We start from the raw sequence: 17772 nt of genomic DNA, 5'->3' as shown, positions 1-17772 counted from the left end.
GCATACTCGGTGGGAGTATGTTGGACAAACCCGTGCTTTAGCTGCCGACGCCTCGGCGCTAAGCCAAGCATAGTCAATGCGCATGGAGCGCGCTTATTCGACACGTCTGCTTACATTTAAAGCGCCGGACTGCGCGTCGATTATTCATACAAAGCGTGACCGGAAATCGACATAACAGTAAGATTACGCATTCAAGAAATAACGAATAACAGAGGCGAAGATGGGGGTGGGGAATATAAGCAGTCTGATAAGCGGGGCCGCATTGCTGCAGGACGGCCGCCTGCTCAAACTCGATACACCGCTCGGCGATAATGTATTGCTGCCGCAGCGTGCCATCGGCCATACCCGTATTGGCCGCGATTACGGCTTTACGATTGACGCCGTCGCTACGGACGAAAACGTCGATCTGAGCAAGCTGATCGCGCAGCCCGTCACGCTGTGGCTGCAGCAGGCCGACCAGACGTATCTGCCGTATCACGGCTACGTCCACACGGCCCGCCGGCTGGGCGCGGACGGCAGTTTGACGAGCTATCAGCTGGAATTCGCCTCGTGGCAGCACTTCCTCAAATTCCGCTCGGACGCCCGCATCTGGCAGGACAAAACCGCCGACGCCATTCTCACCGACGTCTTCAATGCGCATCCGCAAGCGCAGGGCGCATTCCGCTTTGTTATTCAAAATGCATTGCCTTCGCGCTCGTTTTGCGTGCAATACGAGAGTGACTGGAATTTCTGCCAGCGGATTATGGAATCCGAAGGCCTGTTCAGCTATTTCGAACAAGCCACTGATGGGAAATCGCACACGGTCGTAATTACCGACAATATCGGCGCATTGCCCGCTTTAAATCCGCAATCGGTTAATTTTTACCGATCGGGCGTGAATAGCGAAACCCATGCGCTGGTGCAATGGAGCGGTACGCGCACATTGCAAAGCGTGACGCTGGCTACGCGCACATTCGACTACAAGTCGCCTTCTACGTCGGTGAATCCCAAAGGCACGTCGGTGCCGACGCTGGCCACGCAGGGCAATCTGCCGCAGCAGGCCGAAGTCTACGAATACACGGGCGCGTACACCTACGGCGAGCAGTCGCGCGGCGACACGCTCAGCGAAATCCGCATGCAGGAGTGGGAGTCGCGCGCGAAACGCTTCGAAGGCGCGGGCGCCGTGCGCAATCTCGACGCCGGGCGCTGGTTCGAACTCGACGGCCATCCGGTGCACGATGCGGACAGCCAGCAGGATCGCCAGTTTGCGGTGATCGACGCGCGCTGGTTCATCGAAAACAATCTGCCTGCAACGACCACGCAGACGCAATCGTTTCCGCACAGTCTGCAAAGCGAACTGGCCGCGATCAAGAGCGCGAATCAGGGCGACAGCGACGCGCTGATGGTGAAAGCCTCGGACGGCAGTGAAGGTTTTCTTTTGGTGAAGATCGAGGCGCAGCGCAAGGCGGTGCCGTATCGCAGTCCGCTTGACCATCACAAGCCGGAAATGCGCATGCAGACGGCTATCGTGGTCGGGCCGTCGAACGAAGAGGCGTATACCGATTCGCTCAATCGCATCAAGGTGCATTTCCATTGGGACCGCCTCAATGCGGGCGATGAAAACGCGTCGTGCTGGATACGCGTGGCGATGTCCGATTCGGGCAGCAGTTATGGCGGCGTGCATGTGCCACGTGTGGGCGAGGAAGTGATCGTGAACTGGCTCGACGGCGATTGCGATCGACCGTTGGTGACGGCGCGCGTCTATAACGGCGCGACCACGCCAAACTGGCACTCGAACGGCATTCTCTCGGGCTACAAGTCGAAGGAATACGGTGGCAGCGGCTATAACCAGCTCGTGATGGATGACGCCACCGGCCAGAATCGCGCGCAACTGTACAGCACAAGCGCGAATTCGCAACTGCATCTGGGTTATCTGGTCGCGCAAAACGCGAATTCGCGCGGCGCGTATCTGGGCAGCGGCTTCGATCTGAAGTCGGATGCGTTCGGTGCGATCAACGCGGGCCAGGGCCTGTATGTGAGCACGTACGCGAAAAGCACGACGAGTCAGCAACTCGATGTTGCCGAAGCGCACTCGCAATTGACGAACGCGCAGGAGACGATCGACGCGCTTTCGCAGGCGAGCGAATCGCACCAGGCCGAGACCTTGCAGGACGGCACGAATGCGCTCAAGACCTTTGCGAGCGCCACGCAATCGACGAAACAAGGTGCGAGTGCGAGCGGCGGCAATACGGCTGGCGGCGGCACCGGTAGCGCGAACGCATTCACCGATCCGGTGATGCTGATGGCGAGCCCTTCGGGGATTGCGCTGTCTACGCAGCAGTCCGCGCATGTGACCGCCGCACAGCAAATATCGGTTATTAGCGGACAGAGCGTGCAAATCGCGAGCGGTAAATCGCTGATTGGCGGCGCGGTGGAAAAGATCAGTCTCTTCGCGCAGCGCTCCGGCATCAAACTGTTCGCGGGTAAAGGCAAAGTCGAAGTGCAGGCGCAATCAGATAACGTCGAACTCGTTTCGCAGAAAGCCACACGTCTGATTTCGGCGACTGAAAACGTCGAGATCGCGGCGAAGAAAGAAATCGTGTTGACGTCCGGCGGCGCGTATATCCGCATCAAGGACGGCAACATTGAAATTCACGCGCCCGGCACGATCGACGTAAAAGGCACGCAACATAGTTTCGCCGGCCCGGCGCAGCAGAATTATCCGCTGCCGGTATTCGCTCAGGCCGAAACGCAAGGACCGGTCGCCTTCAATATGGTGCTCGCGGATATGCCGGGACCGAACGGCCATCCGTACATCAATATGCCGTGGCGCATCGTCTCCGCGCGGAGCGCGAATGACGCGCATATGTCGTCCGATTTCATACTCAGCGGCAAGAGCGATTCGACGGGCAAAGTCGCGTTGTCCGCCGCCGATCAGAAGACGCTGCACGACGCCTGGAACGCCACGCCCGGACAGATCTGGCTCGCCTACGGTGGACAGGTGCATTCGCTCGCATTGAGCCGCCAGACCGCGGACTGGACGGAGAGCGACCGCTTCTACGAAGCACTCGACGCAATGGGCTATAGCCAGCGCATGTACGTCACGGAACAGGGCGATGTCGATCAGGGCTTTGCGAAACTCGCGCGCCAGGAATGGCAGACCGAAAGCGATGGCACGTTGTTGGACAAGTTGAAAGGAGAGGCTTGATGGAGGCCACATCGCTCGAGGGAAGCACGGGGTTGCTTTTCGACGCGTCGCCGATTAAAACGCTGCGCCAGATTATCGATGAAGCCGGGAACGCGTTGACGTCCAACGCAGCGGACAACCGTTGGGTGCTCTCCGATCAGTCGTTCTCCTGGCCGCGCGCGGGCAACACCGTCACACCGTTTACGACCGGCAAGAGCTATTTCAAGAAACTGGCGGAGGAGCTCGAAGGCGCGCAGAAGTCGATTTATATCGGCGGCTGGCAGGTGAACTGGGACGCGCAATTCGCTCCTGGCGGCCTGCGCCTTTTCGACGTGTTGCTGAAAGCCGCGCGCGCCAATGCCGGGCTGAAAATCTACGTGATGCCGTGGAAGCATTCGCCGCCGATCCAGACGTACGACAAGCAGACCGTGCCGGTGCTCGAGGCGATCAACGAACTGGTTGGGCGCAAATGCGTGACGGTCACGCTCGCTGCCTCGTTAGCCGATGAGGATCCGGGTTTCTTCAGCCATCACCAGAAGTTCGTGGTGATTGACGAGCACAAGGCGTTTATCGGCGGCATGGATGTGTGTTACGGCCGTTTCGATGACGAAACTTACGATCTGCACGCGGATGCGGAAGGACGCGAGGGCCTGAATCGCTACAACGGCTGCATACCGCATTTGGGACATGTGAAACCGGAGAAGCTTGTCGATCCGGATTTGCTCACCGGCGCCTATGACAATCACCCGACGTTTGGCGGACTCTGGGCGTCGAATCGCAGCGAGATTCTGAAGAAAATCGAAAATGGCGCGGTGCAGACGGACTATAGCGGCGAGACGCCCTACTGGTCGGCGATGTCGCGTCCCACCGGTCTTTCCCCCAGCGACGCCACGCTCGACGCCACGCGGCAGCCGCGCATGCCGTGGCAGGACGTGCACGTGCTCATTGAAGGACCGTCCGCTGCGGATATTGCGCGCAATTTCGTCTATCGCTGGAACAGCGAGGGCGGAGAAAAGACGCCGCTCGATTTGCCCGCGGAGCCTGAGTTCGTTTCGGGGGGCTGCACGGTGCAGGTCCTGCGCAGTGCGCCGTTCAAGATGCGCAAGGCTGAGTATGCGGCCTTGAAGGACGATGCGAAGAAAGACGTTACGCAGCCGACTGGAAAACAGTGCGAAATCGCGCTGGCGATGAAGAACCTCATCGAAGGTGCAACGTCGTTTATTTATATCGAGAATCAGTTTTTTGTTTCGGCGTTTGGGGTGGAGCATACCGACCCGAGCAAGACTGCGGCGGATTTGAAGTCGACGGATCCTTTGTCCGGTCCGGCCGCCAAGGTCAAAGCAAGTGGTTTCCAGGAATGGGCAACGCATCTTGTCTCGGACAAACCCAACGAAGCGCCGAAGAATTTCATCTGCGAGGCGCTGGGGGAGAGGATCGGCAAGGCGATCATGTCGGGCGCGAAGGAGAATTTCCACGTCATAATTACGCTGCCGGTTCACCCGGAAGGGAAACTGAGCGACGGCAATATCATGGCGCAGGTCCACTGGACCATGCAGACGCTGGTGTTCGGCCCGTTCAGCTTGCTGAATCGCGTGCGACGCTATATCAAAGCCAGGGAGTTGCGCGACAAGAAGGTCGCCGACTGGAAGAAGGTGACGACGGATGCGAACGATCGTCGGTACGAAGACGTGGATATGGAGCGCTGCAATGACTATGTCACGCTGCTCAATTTGCGCAATTGGGCAAAGTTGGGTGATCGCTATGTGACGGAGCAGATCTACATCCACACCAAGATGATGATCGTCGATGACCTGTTTGCGCTTCTGGGCAGCGCGAATATCAATGACCGCAGTATGCTGGGATCGCGCGATTCGGAAATCGCCGTGCTCATCTCGGATTCGGCGAAAGAAAAGCACGATATCAGTGGGAATGGGGACGTCCGGATCACCCGCAATTTCGCGCGCGAATTGCGCAAAGGCGTGTGGAGCAAGATATTCGGTCTCACGGGGAAAGTGAGGCCGGCTGAAGCGCTGAGGAGCGCGGTGGATCAGCCCGCGAATCCGGAGAACTGGAAGAAGATTCAGCAGGTGGCGGACGCGAACCGGCTGATTTACGAGGCGGCGTTTGATTTTATTCCGCGGAATACGGCGGCGGATGCAGTTGGTGGCGCCGAGCCTGTGTATGCCTCGATTTGGCCGACGTGGGAAGCGGGCAAAAAATCAACTGGCGGTAGAATGCCATTCGACGAAGAATTCTGGTCAAAACCGCAACATACTAATGCCGCGAGCCAGTTGACTGGAGTGCTGGGTTTCATGGTGGCATTGCCGATTTATTGGACCAGAAACGAAAACAATAACCTCGGTTATGCCATTTCTCTTGTGGCAGATAACAACGCGGTGCCCGTGAATCCGGTCGATTTTTCGTCGGATCGACATACGGAACTATCACAGGCCTCGCAGGCCACGGATCAGTCTGCTGGGGAGCAAGTTTAATGACGAAAGTAAGTCGAGGTAGGTTTGTCGCGTTGGCTATCGCAATAGCGTTGAACCCATCGCAGGCCTTTTCAGCTCCGCAACAAGAGTGTGTAGGTCGATACCGCTTGACGTTACCTGGCGAAGCTGACACCGCTCTAACAACGGCAAAGGCGTTTCGCGAACCGCAGGCTGCGAATATTCGATTCTCCGATGGGTTGGCGGCACCGTTATCCTCGTTTATCTACAACGGGACGTTCTATATCACGGATGCCATCACGCACGATGGCTATGAGGCGCTCGTCAATACGATGAAGAGTCGTGTCGCGGCGAGTCGGGACAGGCCGTTTCAGGATCAGCGGCTCTCGGTGTTGCCGGTGCAGGATACTGCGTCGTTTGCCTGGTCTGGACGTGGTGGTGCGGCTTTCTACGCCTTCAAGGACGGCAGAACCATCACGTTTCTCACAAAATCGGAGGACGTACAGCAGGCGAGTAACGACGCGCTCGAAGTTCTGGCTCATTTGGAACCACGTAGCGCAGGAGATGTTCCAGTTGAGCCGGGCGTTTGTCTTCCCAGTCTGTTCGTCCAAACGAGTCAGGCAGACAAGAGCCGCATAGTTGGCTCAACCTACCGGTTGAAAAGCCACCCGGATGTGCTGATTTTCTTCCGGGATTCCAAAGCGTTAAAGGACCAACCGAAGCTAACTTCGCGTCAGGAAAACGAATTCGTGTGGACCAGCGAGTTCGGCGTGGGCAAAGCCGTCAAACTGCACGGTGCGCGCCCGTGGCGCACAGTCAAGCTCGATGGCCGAGAAGGCGTGGGATCATTCGGTACAATCACGAGAAACGACGATTCGACCGATTACGGCTATCTCGTGACGGTGCAAGGCGATCCAGAGGCCTCAACCGACACACCCGACTTGCTCTTGTACGTCGAACGCAACGCCTCCGCATCCCAAGGAAAAACTCCCGTCACCGCCGACGAACTCGAAAAAATCGGCGAAGAAATTGCCGCTTCGATCAAGCGTCGTTAGCGCGATCTGCCTGCAATGCGGCCACGACACACGACTACCCGTCATTCGCCTGCACGTGATAAACCGCCCACGGCAGATCACAAACCGCTCCTTCAGTGGTTTGCTGGCCTGCTCGCGAACAAAGTCATCGAATGGCGCAATGCCATTCGATGACGAGTTTTGGTCTAAACCCCGTCAATGCGAAGACGCCGACAAACTCAAAAATCTGACTGGATTTACTGTGTCATCGCCAATCTATTCTGATGCAGACGACAAGTTCGCGAAGTGGGTCGATCGGGTGAAGAATATTATGGTGGAGAACTTCAGGATGATGTGTCGAAGTGCTGTTTTGCTTATGGTCGCCATGCAATTTTCGCAAGCGCAGGGCGCACAGCAGCAAGAATGTGTAGGGCGTTATAGTTTGACTTTGCCCTCAGAAACCGACGTTGCCATGACCACCAGGACAGCATTCATCGGCCAACAGATTTCGCCTATACGGTTCGGGGATGACAAGACTGCGCGATTGTCGTCCTTTATATACAACGGCACCTTTTCGATCAGTAGGAGCGTGTCTCGAAGCGAATTCGACCAATTTATCAAGGAGGCGAAAGCAAACGCGGCGGCAAGCGCCACCAAGCCTTACGCCAGTCAGAGGTTTAGTATCGTCGTTAGAAGCGACCCAAATAGTCTGGTGTGGAAGGGGCCAAAGACGTCTGGTTTCTATACGTATATTGACGGAACGGCAATCGAATTTGTAGGAATATCGTCTTCCGGGCAAAGCGCTGTCGAAACACTTGAGCACAGCAAGGCGCGCGGCGATGGCGAAGCGCCTCACGTTCCGGGAGTATGTTTGCCTGGTATATTTGTGATGAGCGATCAACCCGATTATGTGCGCGACGTTGGCGTGACATTTCGCCTGAAGTCGCATCCTGATGTGTTGATCTTCGTTCGAGACTCGAAAGCCTTCCCGAATCAACCTAGGCTCACATCGCGTCAACAGCGTGAGTTGCTTTGGACGGGCGGCTTGGGCGTTGGCAAAAAAGTGAAACTACATGGCGTATTGCCGTGGAGTGGCGTCAAGCTCGATGGACGAGAAGGCGTGGGCTCGTTTGGCACGATAACGAGAAGTGACGATTCGATGGACTACGGCTATCTCGTTGCTGTACAGGGCGATTCCGATGCAATTACCGACACCCCCGACCTGGTGCAGTACGTCGAGCGCAACCCCTCCGCATCTCAGGGAAAACCGCCTGTCAGCGCCGATGAGCTCGAAAAGATTGGCGAAGAAGTAGCCGCTTCGATCAGGCGTCGATGAGCATGCCGGCCCCATTCTCACTTGCGAGCGCGGCAAGCACCAAGACAGCAAAGTTCGGCGCGATGCGAGGATTATCAATCTTGCTTCTCTTCATGCTGAAGACAACGCACGCGCTAGCCGTGCCGCAAGAAGAATGCGTAGGCCGGTATCGTTTGGAGTTGCCTTCTGAGGCCGAGGCCGCGATGACCACGGAAAAAGCATTCATCAGCGGGCAGGACGTGCCGATTCGGTTCTCGGACAAATTGGTCGCACCACTGTCCTCGTTTGCGTATGACGGAGCGTTCAAGATCAGTAAAGACGTTTCGCAGAGTGATTTTGACGCGAAGCTAAAGCGCGCCAAAGAGAAGGTGTTGGCGAGTGAAAAGGATCCTGCTGCGGCTCAGCATTTCACCCTATTGCCCGTGAGTGATGAGCGAAGCGTCGCATGGAGTAGCGAAAAGGGCGCAGGTTTTTACACCTACAAGATTGGAACCGCAGTTTCATTCACGATCGATTCGATGTCGCCACAGCGAGCGCTCGATATTCTGGCAAATGTCAGCACGCGTAAAGATGGACAAATACCTGCTTCACCCGGTGTATGCATGCCGGGCTTATTTGTCGCTAGCAGTCAACCTGACGACGTGCGCAACATAGGCGTCACCTTCAGATTGAAGGCACATCCGGATGTGCTGATTTTCTTCCACGACTTGAAAGTGCTGAAAGATCAACCCAAGTTGACCTCACGCCAGAAGAACGAATTCGTCTGGACCAGCGAGTTCGGTGTGGGTAAGGCCGTCAAATTGCACGGCGTGTTCCCGTGGCGCACCGTCAAGCTCGATGGCCGCGAGGGTGTGGGGTCATTCGCCACGATCACACGCAATGACGATTCGACGGATTATGGCTATCTCGTGACAGTGCAGGGCGACTTTAACGCCTCAACCGACACACCCGACTTGCTCTTGTACGTCGAACGGAACGCATCCGCAGCGCAGGATAAAACGCCCGTCACCGCCGACGAGCTAGAGAAAATCGGCGAAGAGATAGCCGCCTCAATCAGACGCCGATGACCACGTTGAATGTCCTTTCCCCAGGCAGCGGTGCGAGATACGGGAAGACCGTTATGCCGCCAAAGATGCGTCGATCAGCAGCGTTGCTTCTCTTCATGCTGTGGGTAGCGCAAGCGCTGGCGGCACCACAGGAGGAATGCGTCGGCCGGTATCGGTTGACCTTGCCTTCCGAAGCCGAAGCCGCAATGACCACCGAAAAGGCCTTCACAGGTCGACAAAGCTCGCCGATTCGCTTTTCGGACGATGCGATTGCGCCACTTTCTTCGTTTTTATACAACGGCACGTTTTTAATCAGCAGAAACGTTTCTCAGGACGAGTTCGATGTCGTTGTCGCGCAAGCCAGAAGCAATTCTGCCGCGAGCGCCCAGAGCCCATACGCAGACCAGCGGTTTAGCGTTGTGAAGGTAAGCGGTAAACAGAGTTGGGTTTGGAAAGCGGCCACGACGTCTGGTTTCTTCACCTATATCGACGGAACGGCCATTTCGTTTTTGGCAAGATCTGGTGCGGAGCAGCGCGCCGTCGACGCACTCGATCATATCAAGGTGAGGGCTGACGGTGAGGTGCCTACGACGCCTGGAGTGTGTTTGCCTGGTGTGTTCATATCGAGCAGCCAGCCTGACTATTCACGTGAAGTTGGGGTGACATTTAGACTGAAAGAGCATCCAGACGTGTTGATCTACTTTCGTGACGCAATAGCTTTGACGGGGCAGCCGAATTTTACCTCACGCCAGAAGAACGAGTTTGTCTGGACCAGCGAGTTTGGCGTGGGCAAGGCGGTCAAACTACACGGCGCGTTTCCGTGGCGCACTGTCAAGCTCGATGGTCGCGAAGGCGTGGGCTCGTTCGCCACCATCACGCGTAGAGACGACTCGACAGACTACGGTTATCTCGTGACCGTGCAAGGCGATCCCGATGCTGCGACCGATACGCCCGACCTGCTGCTCTATGTCGAGCGTAACGACGCCGCCTCCCAAGGCAAAACCCCCGTCACCGCCGACGAGTTAGAGAAAATCGGTGAAGAAGTGGCGGCTTCGATAAGGCGTCGATGAGCGTGCCGAACCCTTTCTCGTCACTTGCGAGCGCGGCAAGCAAGACAACATCAAAGCCGGTGGTGCCGCTTCGATCAGTGTTGTTGTTGATCTTCATGCTGAAGACAATGCACGCGCTGGCTGCACCGCAAGAGGAGTGTGTAGGGCGATATCGTTTGACTTTGCCTTCGCGGGCCGAAGTCGCCATGACCACGGCGAAGGCGTTTACCGATGGTCAGGTGGCACCTATCAGATTCGCCGACGGAATGGGTGCACCTCTTTCTTCGTTCGCCTACGACGGCACATTTAAAATCACCACAGGCCTTCCACCGAGCGACTTTGACGCGCGAGTGAAACGGGCCAAAGATCAGGTCGCAGCGAGCGCAAAGGAGCCTTACGCAGATCAGCGGTTTGCCGCGCTTCCGGTAAATGACGCCAGGAGCTTTGCGTGGCGAAGCACAAAGGCGGTGGGTTTCTATACCTATAAGGATGGGACTGCAGTCTCATTTCTCACGAGGTCCGTCTCCGAACAACGCGCACTTGAAGTTTTAGCGCACGTCAACACGCGAGCCGAGGGCGAGGTGCCTGCGAAGCCCGGCGTCTGTTTGCCGGGACTCTTCATTTTCAGTGACCAACCTGACGATGTACGCAACATCGGCGTGACATTTCGGCTCAAGGAACATCCTGATGTGCTGATTTTCTTCCACGACTTGAAAGTGCTGAAAGATCAACCCACGCTGACCTCACGCCAGAAGAACGAGTTTGTCTGGACCAGCGAGTTCGGCGTGGGTAAGGCCGTCAAATTGCACGGCGTGTTCCCGTGGCAAACCGTCAAGCTCGACGGCCGCGAAGGGGTGGGATCATTTGGCACGATCACACGCAATGACGATTCGACGGATTACGGCTATCTCGTGACCGTGCAGGGCGACCTTAACGCCTCAACCGACACACCCGATTTGCTCTTGTATGTCGAACGCAACGCCGCCGCATCCCAAGGCAAAACCCCCGTCACCGCCGACGAACTCGAAAAAATTGGCGAAGAAGTCGCCGCATCGATCAAGCGTCGCTAACGCGATCCGCTAACAACTTAGCCGCCGCCGCGCCCGACTAACCCGCATTCACCTGCACGTGATAAACCGCCCATGGGCAGGTCACAAACCGCTCCTTCAGCGGCTTGCTGGCCTGCTCCGGAACGCGGTCGGCGTCGTACACGGCCCATAGCGGCCCCAGCCCACCCAGCGGCATGGGCTTGCCATCCAGATGCGTGGCGACGATATAACGCCACGCGCGCAGATTCTCCAGCGACACCATCACCGCATAACCATCGATCGCACGCAGCATGACCTGCGCCGTCCCCGCGCCGGTTACGCCCGCAACTTGCAGCACGTCGGCGAGCAGCGGACCGGAGAGGGTATGCGGCTGCTGATCGTATTCGAGCGTAGGGCGGATCGTGACTGCGGGCAAGCGCATCAGCGCGGGAAAGTCGAAAGCATAGGCTTTATCGAACTTCACGAGCTGTTTCTCGAACAAACGATCGAATACATCCACGCCACCGCGATTATGCCGACCGATATCGCCGGAGATCGTCAGCACGGCGGGTGAGGTCGCATGCGCGGCGCCACTCGTTTCGTGCTTTGCGGCGAAGGCCGCGGGTGCGACGCTGAACGCGGCTGCGCCGCTCAAGAATTGCCGCTTGTTCATTTCGGATGGTCCTTTCTTTGACGCTAGCTGGCCGGGGTTGAGAAACTGGGTGTCGGTATCGACATAAGGCGGTTGCAGTATATATCGGCAAGCCGCAGCGTCCGGACTGACTAAACGTCCACCGAGATCAAGCTATTATTTCGGATAGCGAACGAAATTTATGGATGATAACGCGTAGCCTATATACGTCGGTATAACTCTAATAAACCGATTGCCGTATCGTCTGCGCGAAGCGCCGATGCTAGGCTACGGAGCAATATAGGCCGCTCTTTCTGCGCGGCGCAACATCAAGCAATCGATTTATCGGAGCGTACCGAATGAAAATCCCTCGCATCAAGGCCTTGCTGAGTGGCGCGACGCTGGCGCTTGCCATATCGGGGAACCAGCCTGTCATGGCGGAGCAGACGTCGCCCGACGCATCGCCCATTTATGGCGTGACGATTCCGCCAGGCTATCGCGAGTGGCAGATGATCGCGCCCGCAGCCGAAGCCGCGCCGCTCGACGAATTGCGCGTCGTGCTCGGCAATCCCGCTGCGATCAAGGCGATCAAGAACGCCACGCTGCCGTTCCCGGACGGCGCGGTGCTCGTCAAGCTGGCCTACAAGAAAAAGCAATCCGATGATTTCGCGCCCGCCACGGTGCCGGGCCAACCCACCACGATGCAGGTCATGGTGAAGGATTCGAAGCGCTATGCGTCGACGGGCGGTTGGGGTTTCGGTCGCTTCATCGACGGCAAGCCGGCCGATCTGAAACAGCACCAAACCTGCTTCGCGTGTCACGCCGAACGCGTGAAAGACCGCGACTATGTCTTCACGCGTTTCGCGCCTTGAGAAAAAAATTCGCCGCTCAAAGCAAAGCGCGCCGCTGCAACGAGCGGCGCGCACCGAAGCAACAACCAATCAAATCCCCGTTCGCACGGGCAATGCCGTCACCCCGCGCAGATTATTGCGGTGCTGCCAGACCAGTGCATCGAGATTCTCGGCCTGCAGCGCGGGAAAGCGATCGAGTAAATGTCCGATCGCGACTTCCATTTCGAGCATGGCGAGCCGCGCGCCAAGACAATAATGAATGCCCGCGCCGAAGGACAGCGATTTAGCCGTATCGTCGCGCGCGAAGTCGAGTTGGTCGGGGTGCGTGAACGCCTGCGGGTCGCGATTTGCCGCGCCAATCAGCATGAAAACGACGGACCCGCGCGCGAGCTTCGAATCGCCCACGTCGATATCGTCGAATGCCGTGCGCACGACCATTTGCACGGCGCCGTCGTAACGCAGGCATTCCGCAATCGCGCGCGGCAACAGCGTGCGGTCGTCTTGTAGCGCCTGATACCGATCGCGATGCCGAAACAGCGCGAGCATCGTATTGCCGATCATATTCGACGTCGTTTCGTGTCCGGCGATGAATAGCAGGACCGCGTTCGACACCACTTCTTCGTCGGTGAGCTTCGCGCCATCCACCTCCACGTGCAGCAGCGCGCTGATCAGATCGTCGGCATGCTGTGAGCGCCGTTGCTCGATTACGTTCTGGAAATAGCGTTCGAGCGTGAGCGCCGCTTCGTCAGCGGCGCTCAGCGCTTGCGCGTCGAGCGGCGCAAGGTCGAACGCGGCGACTAGTCGACCGGCGGCGCCTGCGAGCGCGTGGGCGTCTTCGAGCGGCACATCGAGCAACTGGCAGATGATGCGAACCGGCAACGGCAGTGCGAAGTCGCTCATCAAATCGAAGCCGGCATTCGTGCCGATTGCATCGAGCAGCGCGCGCGTAGTGGCTTCGACCGTGTCACGCAGTTTCTCCATTTGCCGCGCGTTGAAGGTCTTCATCAGCAGCGCGCGCAATCGCGTGTGCGTGGGGGGATTCATCATCAGCAAGGTACGGTTCAGCGACTGAAACACCGGCCGCGCCGTTGCCGCTTCGCCGTAGCGCGCGGCCACGCTTTGCAGATATGTTTTGCCCATACGCGGATCGCGCAGCAGCGCGTCGATCACATCGAAGCGGCCCGTGACGAAAACTTGCGGCGCGATGGGCAGCAGCGCACCCGCTGCGCGAATCTTTTCATACGCGGGATACGGATTCGCGAAGAACGCGGGTGAGGTGAAGTCGGAGAATTGCATGAGTTTGGGCGATGAATGTGGGCGGATCGTAGTGTAGCGAAGGGCGCGTTGTGAAGCGAACGTTCACGCGCGCGCTTCGAGCATCTTGACGAGCGTAAGCAGCGTGCGATTCGCAGGCGTGGCGATACCTGAATTCAATCCGCGGCGCACGATCGCGCCGTTGAGATAATCGATTTCGCTGGGCTTGCGGCGTGCAAGGTCTTGTGCGGTCGACGAATATTGACCGCCGGGAATGGCGGCTTCAATGCGTTCGACAATTTGCGCGGGTGTGTCGTCGAAGTGGACGCCTTCCGCGGCTGCAACGGCGAGGCATTCGGTCACCACGTCGCGCATGGTCTCGCGCAAGGCGTCGCGTTGCGGCATGGCGTCGAGCGGCAATTGAACGATGGCCGACACCGCGTTGTATGCGCAATTGAGCACGAGTTTTTGCCAGAGCGTGGCGCGCACGTCGCGGGCGATGCGCGTGGGAATGTCGGCGTCGAGCAGCGTGCGCGCGAGCGCTTCGCTCGAAGGCGTGTCTTCGATCTCCAGGTCGCCGCGTCCGTGATGCAGCAAATGGCCTGGCCCCGCCATTTCGCTTGCCACGTACACGGCGGCGCTGATCACGGGTTGTGTCAGTTCGGCGCGCAGCATCGCGGCATTGTCCACGCCATTTTGCAGACTCACGACCATGGCATGCGATGCCAGTGAATGTCGCAGCGCGCGTGCTGCGCCCTGCGTATCTGGCGATTTCACGCAGACAAACACGGCGTCGGCAGACGCTGCCGCCTCGATGGCGGTCGAGGCTTGCACGGGCAGGCGCAGGTCGACCGTTCGCGACTGAAAGCGTAATCCCCGCGCGCGAATCGCATCCACATGCGTCGATCGGCCGATCAACATCACCTCATGACCGTGCCGCGCGAGCATGCCGCCAAAATAGCAGCCGACCGCGCCGGCGCCCAGAACCGCAAACCGCATACTATCCTCCGTGAAGCGAAGCTGGCCGTATGCACTGGCCCGTTGGACATCGATAACACCTGGCGCGTCAGCTTTATTCCCGCCATCGTCAATGCACGGGTGCAAATACCGGTAAACGCTCGCGAATCCAGTCGAGCAGCGCCGCCGGTCCGGGCGCGAGTGCGCGATTCGACTTCACGAGCAAGCGCGCGCGCGTACTTTGAAAAATGCTGTGCTCGATTGGCACGGTTGTCATCTCGCCGCGTGCGACTTCGGCTTGCGCGGCGAATTCACCAATCAGCGTGACGAAGTTCTCGACAGTCACCATACGCTTGAGCGCCGCCACGGAATTGCTCGTTATCGCGGCGGGAATTTCGATGCCTTCCGCGAGCTCGACCATTCTCACCGCATGGCCGATACCGAACGATTCGGGCATCAGCGCGAGCGGATACGCACGCAGGTCGTGAACATGCGCGACCGTGTGCGCCTTCGCCAACGGGTGTTCGTTGCGCAATAACAGCACGACTGGCTGATTCGAACTCGCGAGGCTGTGAATCAGCGGATGCGGTGGCGGATTGTAGGCGAGGCCGATATGAGCGCGGCTCGACGCCACCTCCTCGATCACGCCGTCGCGGCCCAGCACGCTCAGCTCGATCGTCAGCGACGGATAGCGAGCGCAGAACGGCCGGAGCACGGCATCGGTGAGCGTATCGACGAAACCTTCGCTCACGGCAAGCCGGATACGCCCCTGTTGCAAACCGCGCAGCGCGCTGAGTTGTGCTTCGAGTTTTTCCTGCTGCGAGCGGCAGCTTTCCACAAAATCGAGCAGATGCGCCGCGGCGTCGGTTGGGCGCACGCCTTTCGCGGAGCGGTCGAACAGCGTCGCGCCCAGTTCGTCTTCCAGAATGCGGATTTGCCGCGTGATGACGGAGGGCGACGTATTGAGGTTGTCGGCGGCGCCGCGAATCGAGCCGTGGTCGAGGACCGCGTGAAAGTAGCGCAGGCGTTGATGATTGAGTTGACGCATGGTGATCACCGGATCGAATGTCGTGCGTTGCTTGTGAGGCAACAGGGGTGGGGCGCGATTGCTGTTGTCCAGATCGCGCCTTCCTGACACCATCGCTAAACCGGATGCGCCACGAAGTTAATCAGCGATCCGAACTAATTGAAGAGTTGGAACGAAGAAGCGCTAAGTCATGTTTTCAGATACTCATCAAACGCCAGGCCACATCCTGATCGTCGACGACGATGGGGCGCTACGCGAGCGTATCGCGACGTATTTGCAGGCCCGCGGCATGCGCGTCTCGCAGCTTTCGCGAGCGCGTGATCTACGAGCACGGTTAAGCCAGTCCGAGCCCGATCTCGTCGTGCTGGACACCCGTCTTCCCGACGCGGATGGCCTCGCGCTGTGCGGCGAATTGCGTGCTAACCGCCGCTTTCATGCTTTGCCGATCGTGCTGCTATCCACGCGTCACGGCGTGGAGGACCGCATTGTCGGCCTTGAAATGGGCGCCGACGATTACCTCGCGAAGCCGCTTGCGACTCGCGAACTGTTCATGCGCATTCGTGCGATCCTGCGCCGCGCGCGTCTGCCGCCGCCCGGACTCGCCGTCGCGCACATGCCGAGCGTGCTGCGTTTTGGCGAATGGCGGCTCGACACGCTGGCGCGTCATCTTGTGGACGAGAGCGGGGCAACCGTTGCGCTGAGCAGCGCTGAATATCGTTTGCTGCGCGTGCTGCTCGATTATCCGAATCGCGTGCTCACGCGCGATCAACTTCTCGACCTCACACAAGGCCGCGAAGCCGATCTGCTCGACCGTTCGATCGACCTGCTCGTGAGCCGCGTGCGTCAGCGCTTGCGCGACGGCGTGCGGCAAGGCCGCTACATCAAGACGATACGCAACGAGGGCTATCTGTTCTCGGCGACGGTTGTCGAAGCCACCGGCCCGTGCGCATCGGCGTGTTGCGCGGCGGCCTGAGATCCCACATCGGGCGCATCACGGAATCAGCAGCAGCTTGCCGGTCGATCGACGGCTTTCCATGTCGTCATGCGCCTGCGCCGCCTGTTCGAGCGGATACACCCCGCCGATACGCACGTCGATTGCCCCGGCGACGATCCAGTCGAACAACTGCTTCGCGCGCGCCCGCAACAAGGCGGGCGTGGCGATGTGATCGGCAAACACCGCGTAACCGATCTTGATGCTGCGCGGCAGGCTCATGATGTGCAGCGGTCCCGCGTCGCCGAGCACCGGGCCGTACCAGCAGAACGTGCCGCTGCGGCGCAGCGAGGCCATCGACGCGTGAAAGGTCGTGGGACCGGAGCCGTCGTAGACCACGTGTACGCCTTCGCCGCCCGAGAGCCGCACGGTTTCTTCGGCGAAGGCGCCGTCCGCGTCGACGATGACGTGGTCCGCGCCCGCTTCGCGTGCGATCTCCGCTTTCACCGCGCTCGACACGCGGCCGATCACCGTGCCGCCGCGCAACTTGATGATCTGCGTGAGCAACAGGCCCAGGCCGCCGGCGGCCGCATGCACGAGCGCGATATCGCCGCGCTGCACCGGATAAAAGTCGGTCGCGAAGTGGCTGGCCGTGAGGCCCTGCATCATCAGTGCGGCGGCGGTGCGATGGTCGATTTCGTCGGGCACCGGCACGAGCGCGGCGGACGGAATGACGACGCGCTGCGCGTAGCTGCCCGGCGCATAGACCCACGCGACGCGCTGACCGGGGCGCACATCCGTGACGTTTTCGCCCACGGCGAGCACGCGGCCCGCGCCTTCGACGCCCAGCGGCTTCGGATCCGGCATCGACTCCCAGAAACCACCGCGACGCACGCCGATATCCATGAAGTTGACGCCCGCAGCATCGACTTCGACGAGCGCTTCGCCCGGACCCGCGACGGGCTCGCTCGCATCGACGAGGCGCAGCTTGTCGATGCCGCCCGGGCCTTCCATGACGATCTGTTTCATGCTCGCGCGCTCCTTGTATGGCGTG

General features: G+C 59.0%; 14 protein-coding genes. 9 read left to right on the top strand and 5 right to left on the bottom strand.

Annotated elements, in window-relative coordinates:
- Positions 1-220 precede the first annotated feature (220 nt).
- From BMY06_RS31140 to BMY06_RS39075, 7 genes are all read left to right on the top strand, one after another.
- Positions 221-3187, top strand: a complete 2967-nt coding sequence (locus tag BMY06_RS31140; RefSeq protein WP_080180885.1) for a type VI secretion system Vgr family protein — start codon at positions 221-223, stop codon at positions 3185-3187.
- Positions 3187-5658 carry a phospholipase D-like domain-containing protein gene (locus tag BMY06_RS38230; RefSeq protein ID WP_161495612.1) on the top strand — a complete coding sequence of 824 codons (2472 nt, stop codon included), beginning with the start codon at positions 3187-3189 and terminating at the stop codon, positions 5656-5658. The genes BMY06_RS31140 and BMY06_RS38230 overlap by 1 nt, the downstream gene beginning before the upstream one ends.
- Positions 5658-6671: a T6SS immunity protein Tli4 family protein gene (locus BMY06_RS31125; RefSeq protein WP_124263266.1), complete on the top strand. Its 1014-nt coding sequence runs from the start codon at positions 5658-5660 to the stop codon at positions 6669-6671. The genes BMY06_RS38230 and BMY06_RS31125 overlap by 1 nt, the downstream gene beginning before the upstream one ends.
- A gap of 139 nt (positions 6672-6810) precedes the next feature.
- Complete coding sequence (locus BMY06_RS31120; RefSeq protein WP_074986951.1) at positions 6811-7965, top strand: T6SS immunity protein Tli4 family protein; 1155 nt, start codon at positions 6811-6813, stop codon at positions 7963-7965.
- Positions 7962-9011, top strand: a complete 1050-nt coding sequence (locus BMY06_RS31115; RefSeq protein ID WP_161495611.1) for a T6SS immunity protein Tli4 family protein — start codon at positions 7962-7964, stop codon at positions 9009-9011. Before BMY06_RS31120 ends, BMY06_RS31115 begins: the two co-directional genes overlap by 4 nt.
- Positions 9008-10060, top strand: coding sequence for a T6SS immunity protein Tli4 family protein (locus BMY06_RS31110; RefSeq protein ID WP_124263267.1), 1053 nt, complete (start codon positions 9008-9010; stop codon positions 10058-10060). The genes BMY06_RS31115 and BMY06_RS31110 overlap by 4 nt, the downstream gene beginning before the upstream one ends.
- Positions 10057-11109 carry a T6SS immunity protein Tli4 family protein gene (locus tag BMY06_RS39075; RefSeq protein WP_124263268.1) on the top strand — a complete coding sequence of 351 codons (1053 nt, stop codon included), beginning with the start codon at positions 10057-10059 and terminating at the stop codon, positions 11107-11109. Before BMY06_RS31110 ends, BMY06_RS39075 begins: the two co-directional genes overlap by 4 nt.
- Before the next feature lie 37 nt (positions 11110-11146).
- Here BMY06_RS39075 and BMY06_RS31100 read toward each other — a convergent pair whose 3' ends face one another.
- The gene (locus BMY06_RS31100) at positions 11147-11740 is read right to left on the bottom strand and encodes a putative pterin-binding protein (protein ID WP_074986947.1); all 594 of its coding nucleotides are present in this window, start codon (positions 11738-11740) and stop codon (positions 11147-11149) included.
- A 317-nt stretch (positions 11741-12057) separates the two neighbouring features.
- Here BMY06_RS31100 and BMY06_RS31095 point away from each other — a divergent pair, with 317 nt between their 5' ends.
- On the top strand, positions 12058-12570 hold the full coding sequence (locus BMY06_RS31095; RefSeq protein ID WP_074986946.1) for a cytochrome P460 family protein: 513 nt from the start codon (positions 12058-12060) through the stop codon (positions 12568-12570).
- Between the two features lie 69 nt (positions 12571-12639).
- On the opposite strand, the gene BMY06_RS31090 is transcribed toward BMY06_RS31095, so the two are convergent.
- From BMY06_RS31090 to BMY06_RS31080, 3 genes are all read right to left on the bottom strand, one after another.
- The gene (locus BMY06_RS31090; protein WP_065058658.1) at positions 12640-13845 is read right to left on the bottom strand and encodes a cytochrome P450; all 1206 of its coding nucleotides are present in this window, start codon (positions 13843-13845) and stop codon (positions 12640-12642) included.
- 63 nt (positions 13846-13908) lie between these two features.
- On the bottom strand, positions 13909-14802 hold the full coding sequence (locus BMY06_RS31085; protein WP_074986945.1) for a ketopantoate reductase family protein: 894 nt from the start codon (positions 14800-14802) through the stop codon (positions 13909-13911).
- Between the two features lie 88 nt (positions 14803-14890).
- Positions 14891-15808, bottom strand: coding sequence for a LysR family transcriptional regulator (locus BMY06_RS31080; RefSeq protein WP_074986972.1), 918 nt, complete (start codon positions 15806-15808; stop codon positions 14891-14893).
- A gap of 169 nt (positions 15809-15977) precedes the next feature.
- Between BMY06_RS31080 and BMY06_RS31075 the strand changes: the two genes are divergently transcribed.
- Positions 15978-16760 (top strand): response regulator, encoded by a 783-nt coding sequence (locus BMY06_RS31075; protein ID WP_074986944.1) that lies wholly within the window; start codon positions 15978-15980, stop codon positions 16758-16760.
- Positions 16761-16778: 18 nt separating this feature from the next.
- On the opposite strand, the gene BMY06_RS31070 is transcribed toward BMY06_RS31075, so the two are convergent.
- On the bottom strand, positions 16779-17747 hold the full coding sequence (locus BMY06_RS31070; RefSeq protein WP_074986943.1) for a quinone oxidoreductase family protein: 969 nt from the start codon (positions 17745-17747) through the stop codon (positions 16779-16781).
- Between the last annotated feature and the right edge of the window lie 25 nt (positions 17748-17772).

The organism is Paraburkholderia tropica (assembly GCF_900109265.1).
In the GTDB taxonomy this organism is placed as follows: Bacteria; Pseudomonadota; Gammaproteobacteria; order Burkholderiales; family Burkholderiaceae; genus Paraburkholderia; species Paraburkholderia tropica.
This window is presented reverse-complemented; position numbering and strand designations above follow the sequence as displayed.

Excerpts from the sequence above, each read along its gene's own strand:
- BMY06_RS31140 (WP_080180885.1), top strand. The coding sequence starts at position 221 with ATGGGGGTGGGGAATATAAGCAGTCTGATAAGCGGGGCCGCATTGCTG.
- BMY06_RS38230 (WP_161495612.1), top strand. The coding sequence starts at position 3,187 with ATGGAGGCCACATCGCTCGAGGGAAGCACGGGGTTGCTTTTCGACGCG.
- BMY06_RS31125 (WP_124263266.1), top strand. The coding sequence starts at position 5,658 with ATGACGAAAGTAAGTCGAGGTAGGTTTGTCGCGTTGGCTATCGCAATA.
- BMY06_RS31120 (WP_074986951.1), top strand. The coding sequence starts at position 6,811 with ATGCCATTCGATGACGAGTTTTGGTCTAAACCCCGTCAATGCGAAGAC.
- BMY06_RS31115 (WP_161495611.1), top strand. The coding sequence starts at position 7,962 with ATGAGCATGCCGGCCCCATTCTCACTTGCGAGCGCGGCAAGCACCAAG.
- BMY06_RS31110 (WP_124263267.1), top strand. The coding sequence starts at position 9,008 with ATGACCACGTTGAATGTCCTTTCCCCAGGCAGCGGTGCGAGATACGGG.
- BMY06_RS39075 (WP_124263268.1), top strand. The coding sequence starts at position 10,057 with ATGAGCGTGCCGAACCCTTTCTCGTCACTTGCGAGCGCGGCAAGCAAG.
- BMY06_RS31100 (WP_074986947.1), bottom strand. The coding sequence starts at position 11,740 with ATGAACAAGCGGCAATTCTTGAGCGGCGCAGCCGCGTTCAGCGTCGCA.
- BMY06_RS31095 (WP_074986946.1), top strand. The coding sequence starts at position 12,058 with ATGAAAATCCCTCGCATCAAGGCCTTGCTGAGTGGCGCGACGCTGGCG.
- BMY06_RS31090 (WP_065058658.1), bottom strand. The coding sequence starts at position 13,845 with ATGCAATTCTCCGACTTCACCTCACCCGCGTTCTTCGCGAATCCGTAT.
- BMY06_RS31085 (WP_074986945.1), bottom strand. The coding sequence starts at position 14,802 with ATGCGGTTTGCGGTTCTGGGCGCCGGCGCGGTCGGCTGCTATTTTGGC.
- BMY06_RS31080 (WP_074986972.1), bottom strand. The coding sequence starts at position 15,808 with ATGCGTCAACTCAATCATCAACGCCTGCGCTACTTTCACGCGGTCCTC.
- BMY06_RS31075 (WP_074986944.1), top strand. The coding sequence starts at position 15,978 with ATGTTTTCAGATACTCATCAAACGCCAGGCCACATCCTGATCGTCGAC.
- BMY06_RS31070 (WP_074986943.1), bottom strand. The coding sequence starts at position 17,747 with ATGAAACAGATCGTCATGGAAGGCCCGGGCGGCATCGACAAGCTGCGC.